The sequence below is a fragment of the Sphingobium sp. SG1 genome, assembly GCF_057063145.1.
This window is the reverse complement of record NZ_JBVVOJ010000004.1, coordinates 341,162-362,771: the sequence shown is the minus strand read 5'-3', so window position 1 is coordinate 362,771 and position 21,610 is coordinate 341,162. Positions and strand designations below refer to the sequence as shown.

Annotated in this window: 13 protein-coding genes; 5 read left to right on the top strand and 8 right to left on the bottom strand. The window is 65.9% G+C overall.

Features of this window, described 5'->3' with window-relative positions; genetic code table 11:
* Positions 1 to 7 precede the first annotated feature (7 nt).
* Positions 8 to 1,030 (top strand): LacI family DNA-binding transcriptional regulator, encoded by a 1,023-nt coding sequence (locus AC0KVN_RS12270; RefSeq protein WP_069337408.1) that lies wholly within the window; start codon positions 8 to 10, stop codon positions 1,028 to 1,030.
* 435 nt (positions 1,031 to 1,465) lie between these two features.
* On the opposite strand, the gene AC0KVN_RS12265 is transcribed toward AC0KVN_RS12270, so the two are convergent.
* Positions 1,466 to 4,255, bottom strand: coding sequence for a TonB-dependent receptor (locus AC0KVN_RS12265; RefSeq protein WP_037509160.1), 2,790 nt, complete (start codon positions 4,253 to 4,255; stop codon positions 1,466 to 1,468).
* Between the two features lie 367 nt (positions 4,256 to 4,622).
* On the bottom strand, positions 4,623 to 5,372 hold the full coding sequence (locus tag AC0KVN_RS12260; RefSeq protein WP_435567102.1) for a LytTR family DNA-binding domain-containing protein: 750 nt from the start codon (positions 5,370 to 5,372) through the stop codon (positions 4,623 to 4,625).
* 237 nt (positions 5,373 to 5,609) lie between these two features.
* Here AC0KVN_RS12260 and AC0KVN_RS12255 point away from each other — a divergent pair, with 237 nt between their 5' ends.
* Positions 5,610 to 7,262, top strand: coding sequence for a hypothetical protein (locus AC0KVN_RS12255; RefSeq protein WP_435567101.1), 1,653 nt, complete (start codon positions 5,610 to 5,612; stop codon positions 7,260 to 7,262).
* Between the two features lie 15 nt (positions 7,263 to 7,277).
* Here AC0KVN_RS12255 and AC0KVN_RS12250 read toward each other — a convergent pair whose 3' ends face one another.
* Genes AC0KVN_RS12250 through AC0KVN_RS12235 form a run of 4 tightly spaced genes read right to left on the bottom strand, consistent with a single transcriptional unit; the run spans position 7,278 to position 13,655 of the window.
* Positions 7,278 to 8,405 (bottom strand): ABC transporter permease, encoded by a 1,128-nt coding sequence (locus tag AC0KVN_RS12250; RefSeq protein ID WP_435567100.1) that lies wholly within the window; start codon positions 8,403 to 8,405, stop codon positions 7,278 to 7,280.
* Between the two features lie 5 nt (positions 8,406 to 8,410).
* Positions 8,411 to 11,161: a ribosome-associated ATPase/putative transporter RbbA gene (gene rbbA, locus AC0KVN_RS12245; protein WP_435567099.1), complete on the bottom strand. Its 2,751-nt coding sequence runs from the start codon at positions 11,159 to 11,161 to the stop codon at positions 8,411 to 8,413.
* Positions 11,158 to 12,249: an HlyD family secretion protein gene (locus AC0KVN_RS12240; protein ID WP_004208404.1), complete on the bottom strand. Its 1,092-nt coding sequence runs from the start codon at positions 12,247 to 12,249 to the stop codon at positions 11,158 to 11,160. Before AC0KVN_RS12240 ends, rbbA begins: the two co-directional genes overlap by 4 nt.
* The gene (locus AC0KVN_RS12235; RefSeq protein ID WP_483656124.1) at positions 12,246 to 13,655 is read right to left on the bottom strand and encodes an efflux transporter outer membrane subunit; all 1,410 of its coding nucleotides are present in this window, start codon (positions 13,653 to 13,655) and stop codon (positions 12,246 to 12,248) included. The genes AC0KVN_RS12240 and AC0KVN_RS12235 overlap by 4 nt, the downstream gene beginning before the upstream one ends.
* 302 nt (positions 13,656 to 13,957) lie before the next feature.
* Here AC0KVN_RS12235 and AC0KVN_RS12230 point away from each other — a divergent pair, with 302 nt between their 5' ends.
* From AC0KVN_RS12230 to AC0KVN_RS12220, 3 genes are read left to right on the top strand one after another with little or no spacing between them, the layout of a single operon-like run.
* Positions 13,958 to 15,220, top strand: a complete 1,263-nt coding sequence (locus tag AC0KVN_RS12230; protein ID WP_435567097.1) for a phospholipase A — start codon at positions 13,958 to 13,960, stop codon at positions 15,218 to 15,220.
* 50 nt (positions 15,221 to 15,270) lie between these two features.
* The gene (locus AC0KVN_RS12225; protein WP_435567096.1) at positions 15,271 to 17,943 is read left to right on the top strand and encodes an HAD-IC family P-type ATPase; all 2,673 of its coding nucleotides are present in this window, start codon (positions 15,271 to 15,273) and stop codon (positions 17,941 to 17,943) included.
* A gap of 45 nt (positions 17,944 to 17,988) precedes the next feature.
* Positions 17,989 to 19,014: a zinc-dependent alcohol dehydrogenase gene (locus AC0KVN_RS12220; protein ID WP_435567095.1), complete on the top strand. Its 1,026-nt coding sequence runs from the start codon at positions 17,989 to 17,991 to the stop codon at positions 19,012 to 19,014.
* 50 nt (positions 19,015 to 19,064) lie between these two features.
* Here the strand turns inward: AC0KVN_RS12220 and AC0KVN_RS12215 are convergent, their stop codons facing one another.
* Both AC0KVN_RS12215 and AC0KVN_RS12210 read right to left on the bottom strand, forming a co-directional pair.
* On the bottom strand, positions 19,065 to 20,624 hold the full coding sequence (locus AC0KVN_RS12215; RefSeq protein WP_435567094.1) for a right-handed parallel beta-helix repeat-containing protein: 1,560 nt from the start codon (positions 20,622 to 20,624) through the stop codon (positions 19,065 to 19,067).
* 49 nt (positions 20,625 to 20,673) lie between these two features.
* Complete coding sequence (locus AC0KVN_RS12210) at positions 20,674 to 21,603, bottom strand: polysaccharide deacetylase family protein (RefSeq protein ID WP_435567093.1); 930 nt, start codon at positions 21,601 to 21,603, stop codon at positions 20,674 to 20,676.
* Positions 21,604 to 21,610: the final 7 nt, after the last annotated feature.

Below are 21,610 nucleotides of genomic sequence, written 5' to 3'. Positions count from 1 at the left end.
TCGCGCCATGGCCGCCAACGACAAAGTGACATCCTTCGACATCGCCACGCTGGCCGGCGTGTCCCAGCCGACCGTGTCGCGCGCGCTGCGCGGCGACAAGACGGTGAGCGAGGCGACGCGGCTGCGGGTCGAGGCGATCGCCCGGCAACTCAACTATACGGTGGACAAGAATGCATCCTCGCTGCGGCGGGGCAAGAGCAACACGCTGGCCCTTTTGTTCTTCGAGGACCTGCTGCCCGACGAAAGCTGGATCAACCCCTTCTTTCTGTCGATGCTGGGGCCGATCCTGCAGACCTGCGCCAAGCGCGGCTATGATTTGCTGACCAGTTTCCAGCAGCTGTCGACCGACTGGCATGTCGATTATGAGGATAGCCGCAAGGCCGACGGCATCATCCTGCTGGGCTATGGCGACTATGAAATCTATCGCACCCGGCTGGAGCAGCTGGTGGCGCAGGGCACGCATTTCGTGCGCTGGGGATCGGTCGACCAGCATGCGCTGGGGATGACGATCGGCTGCGACAACCGGCGCGGCGGGCGCGATGCGGGCGCGCATCTGATCGCGCGCGGATGCAGCCGGATCGCCTTTCTGGGCGACGCATCGAGCCATTATCCCGAATTTCGCGACCGTTATGCCGGCCTGTCCGACGTGCTGCGCGAAGCCGGCCATGCAGTCGACCCCGGCCTGCATGTCGACGCGCTATCGACCGAGCAGTCGGGTTATGAGGCGGCGAGCCGCCTGATCGCGCGCGGCGTGACGTTCGACGCGATCTTTGCCGGGTCGGACCTGATCGCGATCGGTGCGATGCGGGCGCTGGACGAACATGGGCTGTCGGTGCCCGGCGACGTCGCCCTGATCGGCTTCGACGATATCCCCGCCGCCAGCCTGACGCGGCAGCCGCTGACCACCGTGGCGCAGGATTATCTGCACGCGGGCGAGGTGCTGGTCGATGCGCTGATCGGCCAGATCGACCGCAAACCGGTGACGCCGACGCTGCTGGCGCCCCGGCTGATCACGCGGATGACGGCTTAGGGACAATCGACATTCAGCCCTGACGGCCTGCAAATGGCGGTTCTCCGCGCTTCCGGTGCTCACGTACTTTGAGTACGCTGCGCTCCGGGTCACGGAAAACCACCATTTTCGTCACGTCATCATCTGAATGTCGATCGCCCCTAGAGGATTGCCCAAGCCCCGCCCACATTCGTCATCCCAGCGGAAGCTGGGATCTCTCTTTTCTTGGGCGCAAACAAGGCAGTGGGATGCCAGCCTTCGCTGGCATGACGAGCGAGGAGCGACACGCGCATCCCCCTTCCCTCCAAAGAAAAACGGACCGCCCTCCCCTCTAAGGGGTGGCGGTCCGGGGAGGGGGATTGCCCGCGTGCAGTCGGGCAATCCGGGGAGGGATTTCAGGACTTGCCCGACCGGCGCGAAGGCCGGTCAGAACTTGCCCGGTCGGCCGAAGGCCGATCAGAACTTGTAGGTCAGCCCCAGATAATAATCGCGGCCGTAGCGCTGATAGTCGATGACCTGGCGCTTATCGCCATTCTGATAGGTGACGAAGGGCTGGTCGGTGAGGTTCTTGCCCTGCAGCAGGATCGACAGGCCGGTGAGCGGCCCCGACTGGAATTCATAGCCGATCTGCGCGTCAAGAATGCCCTCTGCCTTGGCGGTGCGGAAGGTCGGCGCGGCCGAGAGGCCCGCGACTTCGCCCAGGAAGGAGGAGCGATAGCGATAGGAGACGCGCGCCTGGAAACCGCTCTTTTCATAATAGGCGGTGCCGCTGGCGACCCATTTGGACAGGCCCGGCAGGGTGACGACGTCGGTCGGGTTGCTGCCATATTTGACTTCGCTGTGGGTGTAGGAACCGCTGGCGAAGATGCCGAAGCCGTCAAGCGTTTCGCTGAACACCTTGAACGGCAGCGAGACAGTGCCTTCCGCCCCCATGATCGTGCCCTTGCCGGTGTTGGCCGGGGCCTTCAGCAGGCCGATATAGCTGCCGTCGGCGATGATCTGGTTGCGGATGTCGGCAGGCAGCGAGGCCAGCACGTCCGAGAAATCATAGGCGATATTGTTGTTGGGATCGACGAAGTCGGTCAGATTCTTGAAATAGCCCGCGAGCGAGACATAGCCGCCGCCCGGAAAATATTTCTCGATCGACAGGTCGATATTGGTCGACTGATAGGGACGCAGCGCGATGTTGCCGCCATTCGAGCTGAACGGGCTATATTGCGGGTCGGAGCCGAGGCCGACATTGGCCAGGTTGAAATTATATTCCTGGTTGATGCGTTCCTGGTCCATGCGCGGACGCACCATGGTCTGGGCCGCGCCCATCTTCACGAAGAAGCCGGGTTCCAGTTCGACCGAGAACTGCGCGCTGGGCAGGAAATTGGTGAAGCTTTCCTTGCCCGAGGCCGGGACCACGGTGACGACGCCGTTGGAGAAGTTGGAGATGGTGCCGGTCGATGCCTGGCGGGTGTGGATCACCTGCACGCCAATCGCACCCTTGAGCGGCTTGCCACCCAGATCGCCATCCAGCGTCATCTTCGCATAGCCGGTGAAGACATCTTCCTTCACGACATTGTCGCGCACCAGCGACGAGGGACGATTGTCGAACACGGCGTCGAGCGTGTTGTTGTAGAGATAGAGCGGGTCGAGCGTCAGCATCGCCGGCACGCCCAGATAGTCGAGCGAGACATTCTTGCCGAGCAGTGCCTCCTGCGGCACCGGTGCCGAGCCGGGCGTGCCATTGGCGATGGTGCAGTCCGTGCCGCCGGTGGGGCAGAGGAAATAGCTGGTATAGGCGCTGGTCTTCTTGCGCCGGCTGTAATTGCCGCCGACTTCCCAGTTGCTGAAGATGCTGCCGGAAATGTCGCCGACCAGGTTGGCGCGGAACGACTTCATGTCGTCGATGAACTTGGGCCGGTTGAGGAAGCCCGCCTGCACGACGGCGGTGGTGCCGTTATAGCCCCAGCCATTGGGGTCGGTCAGGCTGATGACGTTGGTGTCGGTATAGTCGAGCGTCGGCACGATGCTGAACAGGCCGTTCGACTGGCGCTCGACGCGCACCGTGTCGGACACGCCCGACCGCAGATAGCCGGTGCCCGAATAGGTTTCGAGCAGGAAGTCGGTGCGCTTGGCGCGCGACCAGCTGGCGTCGACATTGAGCTTGAGCCGATCGTTCAGGCGGATGTCGTTGTTCCAGCCGAGCGAGATGGTGTCGGCCTTGCGCTTGTTATAGTCGTTGCGCTGGACGCCATAGACGTTGGAGAAGGTGGCGCCGGTGACGAAGCCATTTTCGACCGTCACGTCGCTGACGCCGACGTCCGTGCCCCAGACGAGCGGGAATTCGATGCCGCGCAGGCGCTGTTCTTCCTCGAAATGCGAGGCGAGGACGTCGAAGGTCGAGTGAAAATTGTCGCTCGGCTGCCATTCCAGCGTGCCGACCATGCCATAGCGCTTGAGCAGGTTCGACTGCACATAGGGCTTGGCGCCGCCGATGATCAGATTGCCGTCGGCATCGGTGGGATAGCCCCAGGCGTTGAAGCGCTCATTCTGCGACGGGGTCTGCGAGGCGGCGAAGCCCAGCGACAGGCCCAGCGTGTCGTCGGCGAACTGATCGACATAGGTGGCCGAGGCGCGATAGCCATAGCGTTCGCCATCGGGATTGAGCTTGTCCATACCATTCATCTGGCCGCGCAGCGAGACGGCGAGGATGCGGTCATTCTTGTCGAGCGGACGCAGCATACGCAGGTCGACCGTGCCGGAAATGCCGGCGGCGATCAGCGCGGCGTCGGCGCTCTTGTAGACATTGACGTTCTGGAAGAATTCCGACGGATATTGGTCATATTCGACGCCGCGATTGTCGCCGACGGTGACCTGTTCGCGGCCGTTGAGCAGGGTGGTCGAGAAGTCCGGGCCAAGGCCGCGGATCGACAGGCGCTGGTCGCGGCCTTCGAGGCGCTGGGCGGTGACGCCGGGCAGACGGGCGAGCGAGTCCGCGATCGACACGTCGGGCAGCTTGCCGACATCTTCGGCCGAGATGGAATCGACGATCAGGACGGAATCGCGCTTCACCTTGGCGGCGGAGGCGAGCGAAGCGCGGATGCCGGTGACGACGATGCCTTCGGATTCGCCGGCGGCGGGTGCGGCGGGCGTCGCGGTTTCGGCGTCGGTCTGCGCATGGGCGACCGCGGCGAGCGAGAAGGAAGCCCCTGCCAGCAGCGCAGCGCGCAGGACGGTATGACGGAATTGATGCATGACAGTGATCCTCCCCAGGACGCATCTTGAGCGTTTCTTGCCGACATGTGTCGGTCTGGTTCAAATAGCGCCGCCCCCGACCCTCTGCACAGATTCCAGCATACGTATTCAGCCATATTCACGACATGCCCGGTTGCCGTAGCGGAAATGGCCGAAATAGCGGGTTCAGCCGTGCGATAGGGCCGATGGCATGGGCGCGGCCGGCGACAAAAATATGCGGCTGATGCTTGAAAGACACGCGCACTTTCCTAGATTGGTCCTGTCACTCTTCCCCCCTTTGGAGTGACACCTCCCTGAACCTGGCCCCGTCGTCGAGCTTGCTCCGGCGGGGTTTTCTTTTGCCCGCCGGAGCAGGACAGGATGCGGGTCAGGACGCGGGCAGGAAGCCGGCGCGTTGCAGCCGGGCGACCGAATCGCGCGCGACGGGGACGCTGAGCCCGCCATCCAGGGTGATGAGCCAGCTGCGCCCGGCCGGATCGCAGCGCAGGATGGCGCGATGGGCGATCCACCAGCTGCGATGCACCTGTGCCCCGGCCACCCCTTCCATCTCCGCAATCGCGTCGCGCAGCCGCATCAGCAGCAATTCGCTGCCGCCCGCGCCATGGACGCGGACATAATGATCCTCGCTCTGCAGCGCCAGGATCGGTCCGGCAAAGCCGGCCGACAGGCGATGGCGCAGGGCGGGGTCTGCGGGCGATGTGGCGGCGGCGTCTTCGGCAGGCGGGGCATCGACGGGCGGCGGCAGGATGCCCCGCTGCGCCAACCGCCGGTCGGTCTGTTCGGCCCAGTGGGTGACGACCAGCACGGTGAGCGCGCAGAGGAAGGAAAAGGGCAGCAGGCCGGTAAAGCCGTCGAGGTCGCGAAAGGCGGTGCGACCGACATTGCGCCAGAGGAAGGCCAGCGGCACGACGCAGAGCGACACGCCGGAAAAGACGGTGATCGACACCGACAGGTCGATCCGCCGCGCCAGCCCGCGCAGCAGCCAGATCGCCGGCCGGACGAGGATATAGGCCCCCATCAGCAGCAGCCACCAATGGCCGATCCGCCCCGGCAGCCCGTCGCGCATATAAGTGCCGAACGGCCCCATGAAGCCGATGATGCCGGCCAGCAGCAGCATCGCCCACAGCTCCAGCAAGATGCGTCGGTTGAAAATCGCCTGCTCCCCTCTCCGCCCCGCTTGTCGCCCTGCCCGTTCGCGAAGCGTCGGTTGGAAAATGCCCGGTTTTGCGGGACATTGGCAAGCCCCCTTTCCGCGTAACGGATTGCCGCTTGCCGGCCGGCGGGCTGGTGCCATCAGCAGAGCAGACGGCCGCCCCGCGCCCTTGGGCGACGGCCGAGACAAGGAGAGAATTTGGTGACCAAGCCCCCTTCCCGCCGGCTGCCGATAATGGCCATGCTGCCCATCCTGATTGGAGGGCTGGCGCTGGATGGCGGGCCGACCCTGGCCCGGCCCAGGGCGGATGGCGCGCTGTTCGGCCAGCCGGTGATCCGCACCCTGACATTGCCCGCCGACATGCGGCCGCAAAGCGCCACCTACACGCCGTCGGGCCGGATATTGCTGACCTATGCCCGGCCGGGCGAAAGCGATCCGCGGCAGATCAACCTCGCCATCATGGACGATGATGGCAGCCATATCCGCCCGATCTTCAGCGGGACGATTCCCGCCCGGCCGAAGGATAATGGCATCCGCTACATGGTGTTTGCCGACAATAAGCGCATCTTCCTGGGCGATTTCGTGATCGAATGCCCGACCAGCCTGGACGATTGCACGCAGGCGCAACTGGTGCCCGTCACCTATCCGCCGCAGGTGGCCGATGGCGCGCATATCTGGCATCGCTGGTCGGAAATGGTGGTGGCGCCGGACAATCGCCATATCGCCTGGACGACCCTGCTCGCCAATTATTCCGCCGCCGTGCTGACCGGCGAACTGACACGCGGCCCGGACGGCTATGTCGTCACCCGGCCGCAGATCATCAGCAGCAGCGATCCCTTCCGCCCCGATCCGGCCCATGCCGATGGCGTCATCCCGTCGCCGATCCGCGGCGGCGAGGTGAAGCAGTTCGTCCATGGCGGCAGCGCCCTGTCGCTGGTCGGCGCGGTGAAGCGCGACCTGCCCGATTCGGTGGTGATGGACCTGGCAAGCGGCAAGGTGACGCCGATCACCGACACGCCGGGCTATACCGAAACGACGATCTTCTCGCCCGACGAGCGACTGGGCATGGTGATGACCACCCGCTTTTCGCAGACCGACCCGGCGATATTGGGGCTGATGCCCCGCCCCTATCCCGACAGCCTGAACATGGGGCTGAGCATGTTCGCCTATACCTATGCCGTCACCGGCGTGCGCACGGCGCGGCAGGGCAATGTGGGTCCGGCGCTGATCGACATCGCCCGGTCGCAGCGCGAGGATGGCTATCAGGGCGCAAACCTCAGCAGCCAGGCCGACTGGGTGTTTCATTCGCCCATGTCCTGGCATCCCGACAGCCGCCGGGCGACCTGGATCGAGGGGCTGCGCGGCAGCGAGACCAAGCGGGTCCAGATCGTCACCCTGCCCGGATACAAGGCCGGGCCGGCGGTCGCCCCGCGCGCCGTGCCCGACAGCCTGCCCTATGGCGATACCGACCTGTCCACCCTGTCGGCGCTGGCGGGCAAGAGCCAGAATATCGACGTGAAGGTCTATGGCCGGCGGTCGGGCCATATCCTCTATCGGCGCACGAGCGGCGCCATCGAGAAAATCTATGTCAATTTCAGCGACGACGGAAAGCAGGTCTATAGCGGGCGCGAGACGACGCAGATCAACATGCGCGGCCAGTCCAGCTACGAAGCGGATATCCGTCTGACCGGTCCCCGCCCCGGCATCATGAAGCTGCAGATGACGTTCGGGCCGCTGGGCGGCGCCAAGCCTGCCGCGATCGACTTCACGCCCCAAGCCGATGGCCAGCCGCGCAGCCGAGGCTTTGCCGAATATGGCGGCCAGCGCCTGAGCGTGGACCGGCTGGCGCCGTGAAGAGCGGCCGGACGATCAGGCCATGGCGCTGATCGTCCGGCGGAAGCGGGTGAGGGCGATCAGGAAGAAGGCGACGCCGATCGCGGCGGTGGCGGCGAATTGCGGCCAGACGACGCCGATGCCGGCGCCCCGGAACAGGATCGCCTGACCCAGTTCGACGAAATGGGTGGTCGGCGCGAACAGCATCACATCCTGCACCAGCTTGGGCATGGATTCGCGCGGGGTGGTGCCGCCCGACAGCATCTGCAGCGGCAGCAGGACGAGAATCATCAGCATGCCGAATTGCGGCATGTTGCGTGCCAGCGTCGCGAGGAAAATGCCCATCGAGGTTGTGGAGAACAGCACCAGCGCGGCGCCCGCGAAGAAGAGCGCCAGCGATCCGGCGACGGGCACGTGCATCAACCCCTGCACCACCAGGTTGATCGACAGGGACGAAGCGAGCAGCACGACCAGCCCCATCGACCAGACCTTTGACAGCATGATCTCGAACGGGGTGACCGGCATCACCAGCAGATGCTCGATCGTGCCATGTTCCCGCTCGCGGATCAGCGCCGCGCCGGTCAGGATGATCGACAGCATTGCGATCTGGTTGATGATCTGTGCCAGGGCGCCGAACCAGGTATGGTTGAGCGTCGGGTTGAAGCGCGCCCGCACCGCCAGTTCGACCTTGGGCACGCTGTTGGCGCGATAGCGGTTGACGAATTCATTCACTTCGGCGGTTGCGATCTGCTGCACATAGCTGCTGCCCGAGAAAGCCTGGCTCATGCGCGTGGCGTCGGTGTTGAGCTGGATTTCCGCCGTCCGGCCCGCCAGCACGTCGCGCTGGAAGCCATGGGGTATGTGGAGGACGAAGGTGAAGTCGCCCGCGTCCATGCCCGGATCGATCTGCGCCGGCGCAATCATCCGGGGCATGGTGAATTGCGGCGGATAGAAAGCGGCGACGATCCGCTGCGACAGGGGCGATTCATCCTCATCGACGATTGCGATGGCTGCATTGTGCAGCGTTTCCGGCTTGGAATTGGCCGAGGTATAGATGGAGACGGTGAAGACGAACAGGATCAGCACCAGCATGATCGGGTCGCGCCACAGGCTCCACAGCTCCTTTACGCCCAGCCGGTAGATGTTGGAAATCGTCGCGAGCATCGGCGTCAGGCCTCCTGCTTCTTGAGCAGCATGATCGCGATGCCGACGATCAGCGGCGCGGAAATGGCGAGCGGCAGGAAGGAGCCGGCCAGATCCGAAAAGCCCAGCGCCTTGGCAAAGACGCCGCGGCTGATGGTGAACATGTGGCTGGCAGGATAAATGTCGCCGATGATCCGCGCGCTGCCCTCCATCGAGGAGACGGGGTCGGTCATGCCGCCATAGGTGGTGGCCGGGATCATCGTGCCGATCATCGCCAGGAACATCGCGGCGATCTGGCTGCGCGTCACGGCCGAGGCGAGCAGGCCCATGCCGGTCGCGGTGACGCAATAGATGGCGGCGGCCAGCAGCAAGGTCGGGAAGCTGCCCTTCACCGGCACGCCGAAGATGAAGATCGCCATCAGCACCATCAGCAGGAAGTTGACAAGCGCCAGCACGACATAGGGAAGCTGCTTGCCGAGCAGGAATTCGCTGCGGCTGACCGGCGTCACATAAAGGTTGATGATCGATCCGATCTCCTTTTCGCGCACCACCGCCAGCGCGGTCAGCATCGCCGGCAGCATGAGCAGCAGCAGCGGGATGACGATCGGCACCATCGCCGGCAGGCTCTGCACATCGGGGTTGTAGCGATAGCGGTTCTCGATCGAGAAGCTGCTGCCGACCGCGCTGCCGCGCGCGGCCGCCTGCTGGCTCAGCCAATGCTGGTGCAGCCCCTGGATATAGCCCTGCACCGTTTCGGCGCGCTGTGGATTGGCGCCGTCGAACCAGGCGCCGACCGTGACCTGCCGCCCGGCCGTGATATCCCGGCCGAAGCCCGGCGGAATCTCGATCACCAGCGCCAGTTCGCCATCCTTCATGCGCCGGTCGAGATCGTCATAGTCGCGGATCGGTGCATGTTCGACGAAATAGGAGGAGCCGGAAATGTCGAGCGCATAATTCTGGCTGAGAATGCTGTTGTCGCGGTCCAGCACGGCATAGTTCAGCTCGTTGATGTCGGTGGTCATGCCGAGGCCGATCACCAGCATCAGGATCAGCGAACCGATCAGCGCGAGCGTCGCACGGACCGGATCGCGCTGCAGTTCCAGCGTCTCGCGCCAGGCATAGGTGAGCGCGCGTTGCGGGCTGAAGCCGCGCCTTATCGTGCCATGTTCCGCCTGCGCCATGTCCTTGAGCGCGCTTTCCTCGTCGGGCGGGCGGGTGTCGCCGCCGGCATCGACCAGATAGCCGATGAAGGCCTGTTCCAGATCGGGCGCGCCGCGCTTCTCGATCAGGCGCGCGGGCGCATCGCTGTCCAGCACATGGCCGGCATGCATCATCGACATGCGATCGCAGCGCATCGCCTCGTTCATGAAATGGGTGGAGATGAAGATCGTGACCTTGTCGCGGCGCGACAGCTCCGCCAGCAATCGCCAGAAGCCGTCGCGCGCCACCGGATCGACGCCAGAGGTCGGCTCGTCCAGGATCAGCAGTTCCGGCTTGTGGACCATCGCCACGGCAAGGCTGAGGCGCTGACGGATGCCGAGCGGCAGGCTGTCGGGCAGTTCCTCCATCACCGGGCCAAGATCGAACCGATCGGCCATTTCCGCGACGCGGGCGGGAATATCGTCGCGCGCGACATGGAAGAGATGAGCGTGGAATTCCAGATTCTGGCGGACGGTGAGTTCGGTGTAGAGCGAGAAGGCCTGGCTCATATAGCCGACCCGCTTGCGCGTAGACATGTCGTCCGGGTCCACTGCATTGCCGAACAGCCAGGCCTTGCCCTCGGTCGCGGGCAAGAGGCCGGTCAGCATCTTCATGGTGGTCGACTTGCCGCAGCCATTGGACCCCAGGAAACCGAATATCTCGCCCCGGCGAATGCGGAAGCTGACATGGTCGACCGCTGTGAAATCGCCAAAGCGCATGGTCAGGCCCTGCGCCTCGATGGCGATATCATCCTCGCTGGCTTCGAGCGGCGGGATGACGACCGGCTCGTGGCCGCGCTTCTTCTCCTCGGGCAACAGCGCGATGAAGGCCTCCTCCAGCGAACTGGTGCCGGTGCGCGCGAAAATCTCGGCCGGGGTGCCGGTGTCGAGGATCTGCCCGTCATCCATCGCCACCAGCCAGTCGAAACGCTGCGCCTCGTCCATGTAAGCGGTGGCGACGATGACGCTCATCTGCGCCTGGGTCTGGCGGATGTCGTTGATGAGATCCCAGAATTGGGCGCGGGCCAGCGGATCGACGCCGGTGGTCGGCTCGTCCAGGATCAACAGGTCGGGATCATGGATCAGCGCGCAGCACAGGCCGAGCTTCTGCTTCATGCCGCCCGACAGCTTGCCCGCCGGTCGGGCAAGGAACGGATCGAGGCCGGTCGCGCGGGTGAGCGCATCGATCCGCCGTCGCCGCTCCGCCCCGTCATGGCCGAACAGGCGGCCGAAAAACTGCAAATTCTCCTCGACCGACAGGGTGGGATAGAGATTCTTGCCCAGCCCCTGCGGCATATAGGCGATGCGCGGGCAGACATCGCTGCGATGGCGCTTGTCGCGCATGTCGCCGCCCAGCACATGGACATCGCCATCCTGGATGACATGGGCGCCGGCGACGAGGGAGAGCAGGCTGGACTTGCCCACGCCATCGGGGCCGATCAGGCCGATCATCCGCCCACCCGGTATGTCGAGATCGATGCCGCGCAGCGCCTGCGTCTTGCCATAATGGAGGCGGACGCCGGACAGGCGGACGACCGGATCGACCGTCGGCGCGCCGATGGGGTCGGGCTGGTTCACTGGACCGCCCGCGATCCTTCGGGAAGGGCGCGAACCGCGAGCGAGGCGGGCCAGGCAACGCCCGGATCGATCCGGACATAGGCCATGCCGGGCAGGCCGGTCTTCACCTGTGCGATATGCTTGCGCAGCAGCGCCGGATCGATCCGGGCCTTGACCCGGAACATCATCTTCTCGCGCTCGCTCTGGGTTTCGACCGTCTTGGGCGTGAACTGGGCGACGTCGGCGACGAAGCTGATCCGCGCCGGGATCGGATAGTCGGGAATGGCATCGAGCACGATCCGCGCCTCGCTGCCGATGGCGACACGGCCGGCGGCGGTGGCGGGCAGGAAAAAGCTGATCGTCACGTCGGACAGGTCGACCAGGCTCAGCACCCGGCCACCGGCCGTCACCACCTCGCCGGGCTGGGCGACGCGATACTGGACGCGGCCGTCGCGTGGCGCGCGCAGGCTGCTGTCGTTGATGTCCGCCTCGATCCGCTGGATGGTGGCGCGGCCGGCCTCCACGCGCGATCGCGATCCGATCACCTGGTTCCGGGCATTGGTGATGGCGACCTCGGCCGAGGCAAGCTGGGCACGGGCCGCCTCCACGGCGGCGGCGGCGCCTTCGGTCTGGGCGGCGTCGTCATCGCGTTCCTGCACCGCGGTCGCGCCTTCGCGGGCCAGGGTTTCGGACCGGGCGAGGCGCTTGCGCGAGGCGTTGAGTTCGGCGATGCGCTGGCGCACCACGGCCTGGGCCGCGGCCTTCTCGCTCTCGCGCTGGGCGACCTGGGTCTGGGCGACGAGGACGGCATTCTGCGCCTCTGCCAGTTGCGCGACGGCCTCGGTCCGCTGTGCGTCCAGCACGTCGACATCCATATGGGCAACGATCTCGCCGGCCTTCACCAGCTGCCCCTCATCCGCGACGATATCCTTGATCCGTCCGGCAGACTTGGAGGCGACGTCGATTTCTGTCGCTTCCAGCCGGCCATTGCCGCCGACAATGCCTTCGGGCAGGCCGGCCGGCTTCAGCAATGTCCAGAGCAGGAAGGCGATGCCGGCCACCGCCGCCACGATCAGCCCCCTGACGATCCAGCGCTTGTTCATGCTCATGGTTCCCCCTGGTTCCCGGACGGGGCGGCCGCGATGCCGCGATTGACCACAAAGCCGCCGCCCAGGGCGGCATAGAGGCTGACGATGCTGGAGAGTTCCCCCCGGCGAAGCTGGACCAGCGCCTGTTCCGCATCGAACAGGTCGCGCTGGGCATCGAGCACTTCGAGATAGGTGGAGCGGCCATTGTCGAAGCGTAGTTGGGCGAGGCGCGCCCGTTCCCGCTGGGCATCGACCAGTTGGCGCGTGGTGCCGATCTGCAGGGCGATCTGGCGGCGCCGGACCAGCGCGTCGGATACATCGCGAAAGGCGGACTGGATCGTCTTTTCATAGGTAGCGACGGCCTCGTCCCGGCGCGCCTGCGCCACGTCCAGATTGCCCTTCAGCCGGCCGGCGTTGAACAGGGGCAGACGGATCGTCGGCGAAAAGCTCCACACCTCGCTATTGCCGCCGAACAGGCCGTCCAGATCCGGGCTGGTCGTGCCATAGGCGCCGGTCAGGCTGATATTGGGGAAGAAGGCGGCGCGGGCGGCACCGATATTGGCATTGGCCGCGCGCAGCTGATGCTCGGCGGCAACGATGTCCGGCCGGTTGGTGAGCAGTTCGGATGGCAGGCCGGCGGGCACCTGATAATCGCCGCCCGGCCCGGCCAGCCGCAGCGATCCGGGCGCAATCTCCATCGGCTGGCCGACCAGCAGCGCCAGCGCGTTGCGATTGACCGCGCGGTCGAGGTTCAGCACATGCATGGTGGTATCCGCCTGGGCCAGCAGCACCTGGGACTGGGCCAGGTCCAGCTTCGACCCCGACCCCACCTCATAGCGGCGGCGCATGATCCGCAGCGTTTCCTGCCGGGTGGTGATCGACTGCTGGGTAAGGGCGGCGCGCTCCTCATATTCGCGCTCCAGCAGATAGCCGAGCGCAACCTGCGCGATCAGGTCGGTCGCGACCGCCCGGCGCGATTCCTCGGACGCCAGAAACTGTTCGCGGGCGGCCTCCTTCAGATTGCGCAGCCGGCCCCAGAAATCGATTTCCCAGCTGGCGCTGAGTTGGGCGGTGATCGATTTCACGTCGACGATCTGGTCGCCGATCACCGGCAGGCTGTAGAAGGCCTGACCGCGCGTGCCCGTCGCCACCGCATCGAGCTGGGGATAGAGCGAGGCACCCTCGATCCGCCAGGCGCCGCGCGCCTGCGCCACGCGGGCGGCGGCGATGCGAATGTCGCGATTATTGGCCAGCGCCTGGGCGACCAGCCTGCGCAATTCGGGATCGGGAAAAACCTGCTCCCAGTCGCGCCCGGCCAGCGAAGCCCCGGCCGGCGTCGCCACGGCATAGCTGTCGGGCACCGGCAGGGATGGCTGAACATAATCGGGCGCAAAGGAACAACCGGTCAGGGAAAGAGCCAGAAGCATCGTCAAGGCCTCAGGGATAACCCTCCCCTTCACGCCACGACCTATCGCAAAATCGGAATTGCCAAGCGACACCAAGCACCCCTTTTCGAGCAACATGGACCCCTATTCAATCGATATAGCATCGACCGACTTCATCTATTCTCGATTTTGTGAGACATGATGCTTCAGAACATCACAAGGACTCACTAATAACTTATGCCTTTAATATATTTGTGTTTATCTACCACAACCAGTATCGTCAATCGCACCTGACCTGACCGCTCGCGCCGTTGCGAGGGGCGCAACGCGACAAGGGACGCAGGATGATCCGCAACCGCCGCGCGCAACCACGACACTTGCCCGCCCCCTGGTCGAGCCTGGCATGGCTGCTGGCTGTCCTGTCGCCTTCTTTTGCGACAAGCGCCCTGGCCGGGGAACCCGTAGAAACCCTGATAGGGCGGATCGCCCTGCCCGATGACCAGAATATGGCGAGCGTGGAACTGCGCTTCCTCAACATGGGCACGGCGCCCGCCACCATGCCGCTGCCCGACCGGGTGGAGGCGCTGGTGGAACAGGATGGCGCCACGCGCCGGTTGTGGCTGCGCCGGGCACCGGGCGTGCCGGAGACGGCGGAGATTGTGCCGGGTGGCTTTGCCCAGGCGCGCTATCAACTGGCCGCGAGCGACATGGTCGAGGGGGCATTGCTGTCGATCCCGGCCTGGAATTCGCCGCAGGTGGCGCTGCATGGCGCGGCGGCGTCGCGGATGGCGGCCGCTTCGCCGGTGCCTGTTCCACCGCCGCCGCCGCCGCCCGGAACCCCGGTGCCGCCGCCGGTCGCGCCGCCGGCCGATCGCAGCGCGGGCAATGCCTTCATCGGCAATCTGGCGCCCTATGAGCCGATCTATGCGGTCTATGGCCCCGGCACCAACACCGATGCCCGGTTGCAGTTGAGCTTCGAATATCGGCTGTTCGGATCGCGCGATGCCGCGCATTTGCCCAGTTCCTGGCGGGACGGCCTGCATTTCGCCTATACCCAGCGCATGTTCTGGGATCTGGGCGCCAATTCCATGCCCTTCCGCAACATCGATTATCAGCCCGAGCTCATCTATGTGACGCCGACCCGGATGCTGAAAAACGGCATGTCGCTGGCGCTGCAGGGCGGGCTTCGGCACGAATCCAACGGCCGGGACGGCGATGCGTCGCGCAGCATCAACAGCTTCTATGTCGCGCCGATGGCGGCCTTCTCGCTGGGCGAGGAACGGCGGCTGCTGGTGGCGCCGCGCCTGACCTTCTATGTCGGCGACAAGTCCGACAATCCCGATATCGTCCGCTATCGCGGCCATGCCGGCCTGTTCCTGCAGGTCGGCGATGATGACGGGCTGCGCCTGTCGACCAACAGCCGGTTCAATTTCGGATCGGGCAAGGGCGCGATCAACGCCGACCTGTCCTATCCGCTGCCGCGTCTGCTGGGCGGCGGCCCCGATCTCTATTTGTTCGCTCAGGGATTTGCCGGATATGGCGAGAACCTGTTGGACTATAATCGTTCCATAACAAGATTGCGGATCGGCTTCGCGCTGGTGCGCTGACCGCCGGGTGGCTTGCCCCCGGCCGCTCGACGCGACTGAAAGGGAAGCCGATGTCCTCTGCCCCGCCCGTTGCCTGGCATGCGCTGCCGCCCGAAGAGGCGCTGGCAACGCTGTCCGTCGAAGCGACCGGGCTGGACCAGCGCGACGCCGAGGCCCGGCTGCGGCGCTATGGCCCCAACGCCCTGCCCGAAGCGCCGCGCCAGCATCCGCTGCTGCGTTTCCTGGCCCATTTCAACAGCGTGCTGATCTATTTCCTGCTGGGTGCGGCGCTGGTCGCGCTGCTGCTGAATCACGGCATCGATGCCGCCGTGATCCTGGCCGTGGTGCTGGTGAATGCGGTCGTCGGCTTCATCCAGGAAGGCAAGGCCGAAGAAGCGCTGGGCGCGATCCAGGACATGATCGCGCCGCATGCCATGGTGCTGCGCAGCGGCGAACGGCGCGTCGTGGCGGTGCCGGAACTGGTGCCGGGTGACATCGTGCTGCTGGAAGCGGGCGACCGGGTGCCGGCCGATATCCGGCTGCTGCGCGCTCGCGGCCTGCTGATCGACGAGGCGGCGCTGACCGGCGAATCGGTCGCGGCGGAAAAGCATCAGACGCTGATCGCCGCCGACGCCGGCATCGCCGACCAGAACAACATGGCCTTTTCCGGCACGCTGGTGGCCGCCGGCCAGGCGACCGGGCTGGTGGTCGAGACCGGCATCCATACCCAGATCGGCCGGATCAGCGGCATGCTGAAGGCGGTCGAAGTCGGCAAGACGCCGCTGGTGCGGCAGATCGACGATTTCGCCCGGCTGATGACCTGGTCGGTGCTGGCCGGCGCGGTCGTCCTGTTCCTGTTCGCGGTGCTGGCGCGCGGCTTCCACTGGATCGATGCGCTGATCGCCATCGTCGCCCTGTCGGTCGGCGTGGTGCCGGAAGGGCTGCCCGCCGTCATCACTATCACGCTGGCCATCGGCGTGCAGCGCATGGCCGCGCGCCAGGCGGTGATCCGGCGCCTGCCGGCGGTCGAAACGCTGGGTGCCACATCGGTGATCTGCACCGACAAGACCGGCACGCTGACGCGCAACGAGATGACGGTGCGCCACCTGTTGCTGCCGGGCGGCGACCTGCATGTCAGCGGATCGGGCTATGCGCCGACGGGCGCCATCAGCGTGGCCGAGGGCGGCGATGATGCCGCGGCGCTGGCTGATGCCGCGCCAATCCTGCGCTGCGGGCTGCTGTGCAATGACGCTTTGCTGCGCCAAGCGGATGACGGCTGGACCGTGCAGGGCGACCCGATGGAGGGGGCATTGGTCGCGCTGGCGATGAAGGCGGGGCTGAGCGCCGACCATGTGCGCGACGAGTGGCCGCGGATCGACGAAATCCCGTTCGACGCCGCCTATCGCTTCATGGCGACGCTGCATCGCGCGCCCGATGGCAGCAGCGCCATCTTCATCAAGGGCGCGCCCGAAGCGGTGCTGACGATGACCGGCGCGGATGCCGTCGCCTGGGACGCGCGGCTGTCGACCGCCGCCGACCGGGGCGAACGCCTGCTGGGCTTTGCCGTCAAGCGGATCGCCGGAGCGCCCGATCGGATCGGCTTCGACGATCTGAAGAGCGGGGTCGAGTTGCTGGGGCTGATGGGCTTCATCGATCCGCCACGCGACGAGGCGCGGCAGGCGATCGCTCAGTGCCGGTCGGCCGGCATCGCGGTCAAGATGATCACCGGCGACCATGTCGGCACCGCCATCGCCATCGCCCGGCAACTGGCGCTGGACGATGATCCCCAGGCGATGAGCGGCGCCGAGGTCGAGGCGCTGGACGATGCTGCGCTGGCGGCGCGGGTGCGCGATGTCGATGTGTTCGCCCGCTCCTCCCCCGAGCACAAGCTGCGCATCGTCCGCGCGCTCCAGTCGCATGGGCTGGTTGTCGCCATGACCGGCGACGGCGTCAACGACGCGCCGTCGCTGAAGCAGGCCGATGTCGGCACGGCGATGGGGATCAAGGGCACGGAGGCCGCCAAGGAAGCAGCCGAGATGGTGCTGCTGGACGATAATTTCGCGTCGATCGTGGCGGCCGTGCGCGAAGGGCGCACCGTCTATGACAATATCCGCAAGGTCATCAGCTGGACCTTGCCGACCAATGGCGGCGAGACGCTGGCGGTGGTGATCGCGATCATTGCCGGCTTTGCCCTGCCGATGACGGCGACGCAGATATTGTGGATCAACCTGGTGCTGACGGTGACGCTGGGCTTGGTGCTGGCGTTCGAGCCGACCGAGCCGGGGACGATGGAGCGGCGCCCCCGTGCCGCCGGCGCGCCGCTGCTTTCCCCCTTCCTGCTGTGGCGCATCATGCTGGTATCGGTGCTGATGGGGGCGATGGCGCTGGGGATATTCTTCTATGCCCAGCATGTCGGCCACGACATCGACACCGCCCGGACCATGGTGGTCAACATGCTGATCGTGGGCGAGATATTCTATCTGTTCAATGTGCGCTTCCTGCACATGCGATCGCTGACGCTGCGCGGTGCGATGGGCACGCCGATCGTGCTGGCGGCGATCGCAGCGGTGGTGATCGCCCAGCTGCTCTTCACCTATGCGCCGTTCATGCACGACATTTTCGACAGCCGGCCGCTGTCGCTGACCGACGGGCTGATGATCATCGGCCTGGGCGCGGCGATGTTCGCCGTGCTGGAACTCGAAAAGCTGGCCGCCCATCGGCTCGCCTGGTTCGAGGATATCTGACCGCCATTATCCACAGTCCAACAGCCGCAGAAGAAGGAGGAAATCATGCCGACGACCATGCGAGCCGCGATTGCCAGAACGTTCAAGGCACCGCTGACGATCGAGGAGATAGCGATACCCGAGCCGGGCCCCGGCGAGGTTCTGGTGAAGATCGTCGCCAGTGGCGTGTGCCATACCGATCTGCACGCGATCGATGGCGACTGGCCGGTGAAGCCGACCCTGCCGCTGATCCCCGGCCATGAGGGCGTGGGCCATGTCGTGGCGCTGGGCGCGGGTGTCACCAACCTGAAGGAAGGCGACGCCGTCGGCATCCCCTGGCTGCACGACGCCTGCCGCGCCTGCGAATATTGCGAGACCGGCTGGGAAACGCTGTGCGAGCGGCAGCATAATACCGGCTACAGCGTCAACGGCACCTATGCCGAATATGCGATCGCCAGCGCGCCCTTTGCCGGCCGCCTGCCCGACAGTGTCGATTTCGTGACGATGGCGCCGATCCTGTGCGCGGGCGTCACCGTCTACAAGGGGCTGAAGGAAACCGAGGCGAAGCCGGGCGAATGGGTGACCATTTCCGGCGTCGGCGGGCTGGGGCATGTCGCCGTGCAATATGCCAAGGCGATGGGCCTGCATGTCGTGGCGCTGGACATTGGCGAGAGCAAGCTGGAGCTGGCCCGGTCGTTGGGCGCGGACCTGGCGCTGGATGCGCGGGCCGACAATGTCGTGGCGGAAGTGCAAAATGCGACCGGCGGCGGCGCCCATGGCGTGCTGGTGACGGCGGTGTCGCCCCCCGCCTTTGCCCAGGCGATCGCCTGTACCCGCCGGCGCGCGACGGTCAGCCTGGTCGGCCTGCCGCCGGGCGATTTCCCGACGCCGATCTTCGACGTGGTGCTCAAGCGCGTGACCGTGCGCGGATCGATCGTCGGCACGCGGCGCGACCTGGCCGAAGCGATCGCCTTCGCGGTCGAGGGCAAGGTGAAGGCGCATGTCACGCCCCGGCCGTTCGATGATGTGAACGCCGTGCTGGACGAATTGCGCGCCGGCAAGGTGGACGGGCGCATCTCGCTCACCCTGTAACGGGCGGGTGACGGCCGGGCGCGGGCGGTACATGCCGCCCGCGCCGCCGGTCAGCGGCGCGCTTCGAAGATGGAGATGCGGCGCGGCTGGCGCGGCTGCACCGCCTGGCCCAGTTCGCGTTGCAGCATGGCCAACATCCAGGCGCGGTGCCGGGCCATGAATTCGGGGAAACCCTCTGCCCTGGCCGGGTCGAACACCGGCACCTGCCAGTCGGCGGGCTGATCGAGATAGGGCGGGATCACGTCGCCCGCCGCCTCGGCCGGCAGGTCGACATGGCTGCCCCAGTAGCGATTGTCGCGGAAGCGGATAAATTGGGCCGGGGCGAAGCCCGCCTTGATCAGGTAATCGGGGCCTGACCGGCCGCTTTCGCTGCCATAGCGGGCGGTGCCGGCGACCTTGAAGTCATTTTCGACGATGCGGACATCCTGTGCCCAGCCATCCCAGTTGGTCGCCACCACCATCTGCACATCCATGCCCTTGCCGACATGGATCACATTCTTTTCCACCAGCACGTCGGAGACATTGCCGGCGAGCTGGAAGATGCGCAGCGCGTCGTTGCGGCTGACATTGTAGCGCGCGACGGTGCCGCGATTGCCCAGATTATCCTTGTCGTTGCGGCCGGGCGAACAGATCAGCAGGAAGCCGCCGGCATTGTCGTGGCTGTAATTGTAGAGCAATGTCGTGCGACGCGAATTGAAGTCGCTGTCAAAGCCCTGCCCGTCATAGCGGGTGCGGGTATAGGCGGCCTCGTTGAGCTGGATCAGACTGTTGTCGGTGCTCCACTGCCAGATGCCGGCATTATAGCCGGGTGCTCGGGCACCGGCATAGCGCACGATATTATGTTCGATCAGGGCGCCGTCGGTGCCGCGCGGGACGATGCCGTCGCCGCCGATATCCTCGACCAGATTGTCGCGGATCACGATCTTTTCGCTGGGGAACCAGTCCTTGGCGCTGATCCGGTCGGCGATGCCGGCAATGCCGGACCGGTCGACCTTCCAGACGATATTGCGTTCGATCACCAGATCCTGAAAGCGGGTCGGCAGCTTCTTGCCGGTCGCGCTGAAGACGATGCCGCCATTATCCTTGCGATCATTCACGCCGCGCACGTCGTGGATATACATGTCGCTGATGCGGATGCCGCGCGTCACGCCCCGGTCGACCGCGGAGACCAGCACGCCGAAACGCTGGGCCGGGGCGGAATTGTCGTTGGTGACTTCCAGCCCGCTGACGCTGACATATTCGGCGTTGATGACGCCCACGCCATGGGGCGAGACGCCGCCGGCGTCGATGCGCGGCCGTGCGCCAGCGCCGAAGGCGGCGACGCTGATCGGCGCGCCGGAGCGGCCCGAGCGGGTGATGGTGAGCGGCTCCTGCCAGCGCGATCCGGCCATCAGCAGCACCTGATCACCCGGCATCAGCGGATAGTCGCGCACCCGCGCCAGGCTGCGCCAGGGCTGGTCGGCGGTGGTGCCGGCGGCGCGATCATTGCCGGTGGCGCTGTTGACATAATAGGTCGTCGCCTGCGCCGCGGATGTCGCACCCGCGGTCAGGACCAGGAAAGGCAGGAAGATTGTCAGCGCCCGGCCATGCCGGCTTTTACCCATGATCATATTGCGCGCCATTCTATCGGTCGCGCGCTGAATGCAAGGTGAAGTCGCCTCAGCCGGGCGCGCGGCAGGCCTGGCGCAGGTCGATTTCGGATGCAGGCGCGCTATCGGCGGGGAGAGCGATGCCCTGCGCCTGCGCCACCCGTTCGATGATGCCGCCGCCGCCCGGCAGGGCTTCGGCCTGGGCATAGGCCGGGTCGGCCTCCGCCTGTGCCAGCGGAATATAGCGCGCGCCGGCGGCATCGAGCCGGGCCATGACATCGGGCAGGGTGTCGGCGGTCCAGGCGCCGACATGGAGCAGCAGCACATGCGGGATCGGGCGGCCATGGACGCGCTGGGCATTGGCCTTTGCCCGCGCGATCGCCTGATCGACCACGGCCAGATAGTGACGCTTCATCGCCGCGATCATGCGATCGTCGCCCTGCGCGCGGCAGCGGGCATAGGCATCGCTATAATCCCAGTCCTCGAAAGCGAGGCTGACGCTGGCGATGCGATAGCCGCGCTGCTTCAGGAAGGCGGCAGCGCCGTCATGGCGGGTCGCGTCCTTGCCGCTCGACAGGTTGGGGAAGCGCAGCCAGTGCCAGTCCCCTTTCCCCATATGCCGTTCCAGCGCCGGCTCGCCCGCGATCACGTCCGCCTGCCAGGCGTCGAGCGAGGGCGCCCCGTCGAGATTCAAATGGCTGTAGCTGTGGTTGGCGAGCGGATAGCCGGCCTTGCGCCAGAGCGTCAGCACCGCGTCCGACGCCGGATCCTCCGCCAGCCCGCGTGCATTGACGAAACCATAGGCCTCCGCGACATGATGCGCCTTCAGCGTCGCCAGGAAGCGGCGGGCGATATCGGCGCGGGTGGTGCCGGGCGGCAACTGGCCATGGGCGGGCAGATCATCGACCGTGATCGCGACATCGAACCGGGGCGGATCGCCCGCCTGTGCCGCCGCTGCGCTGCCCAGCAGCAGGCAAAGCGCCATGGCCCGCTTGATCATCTCCGCC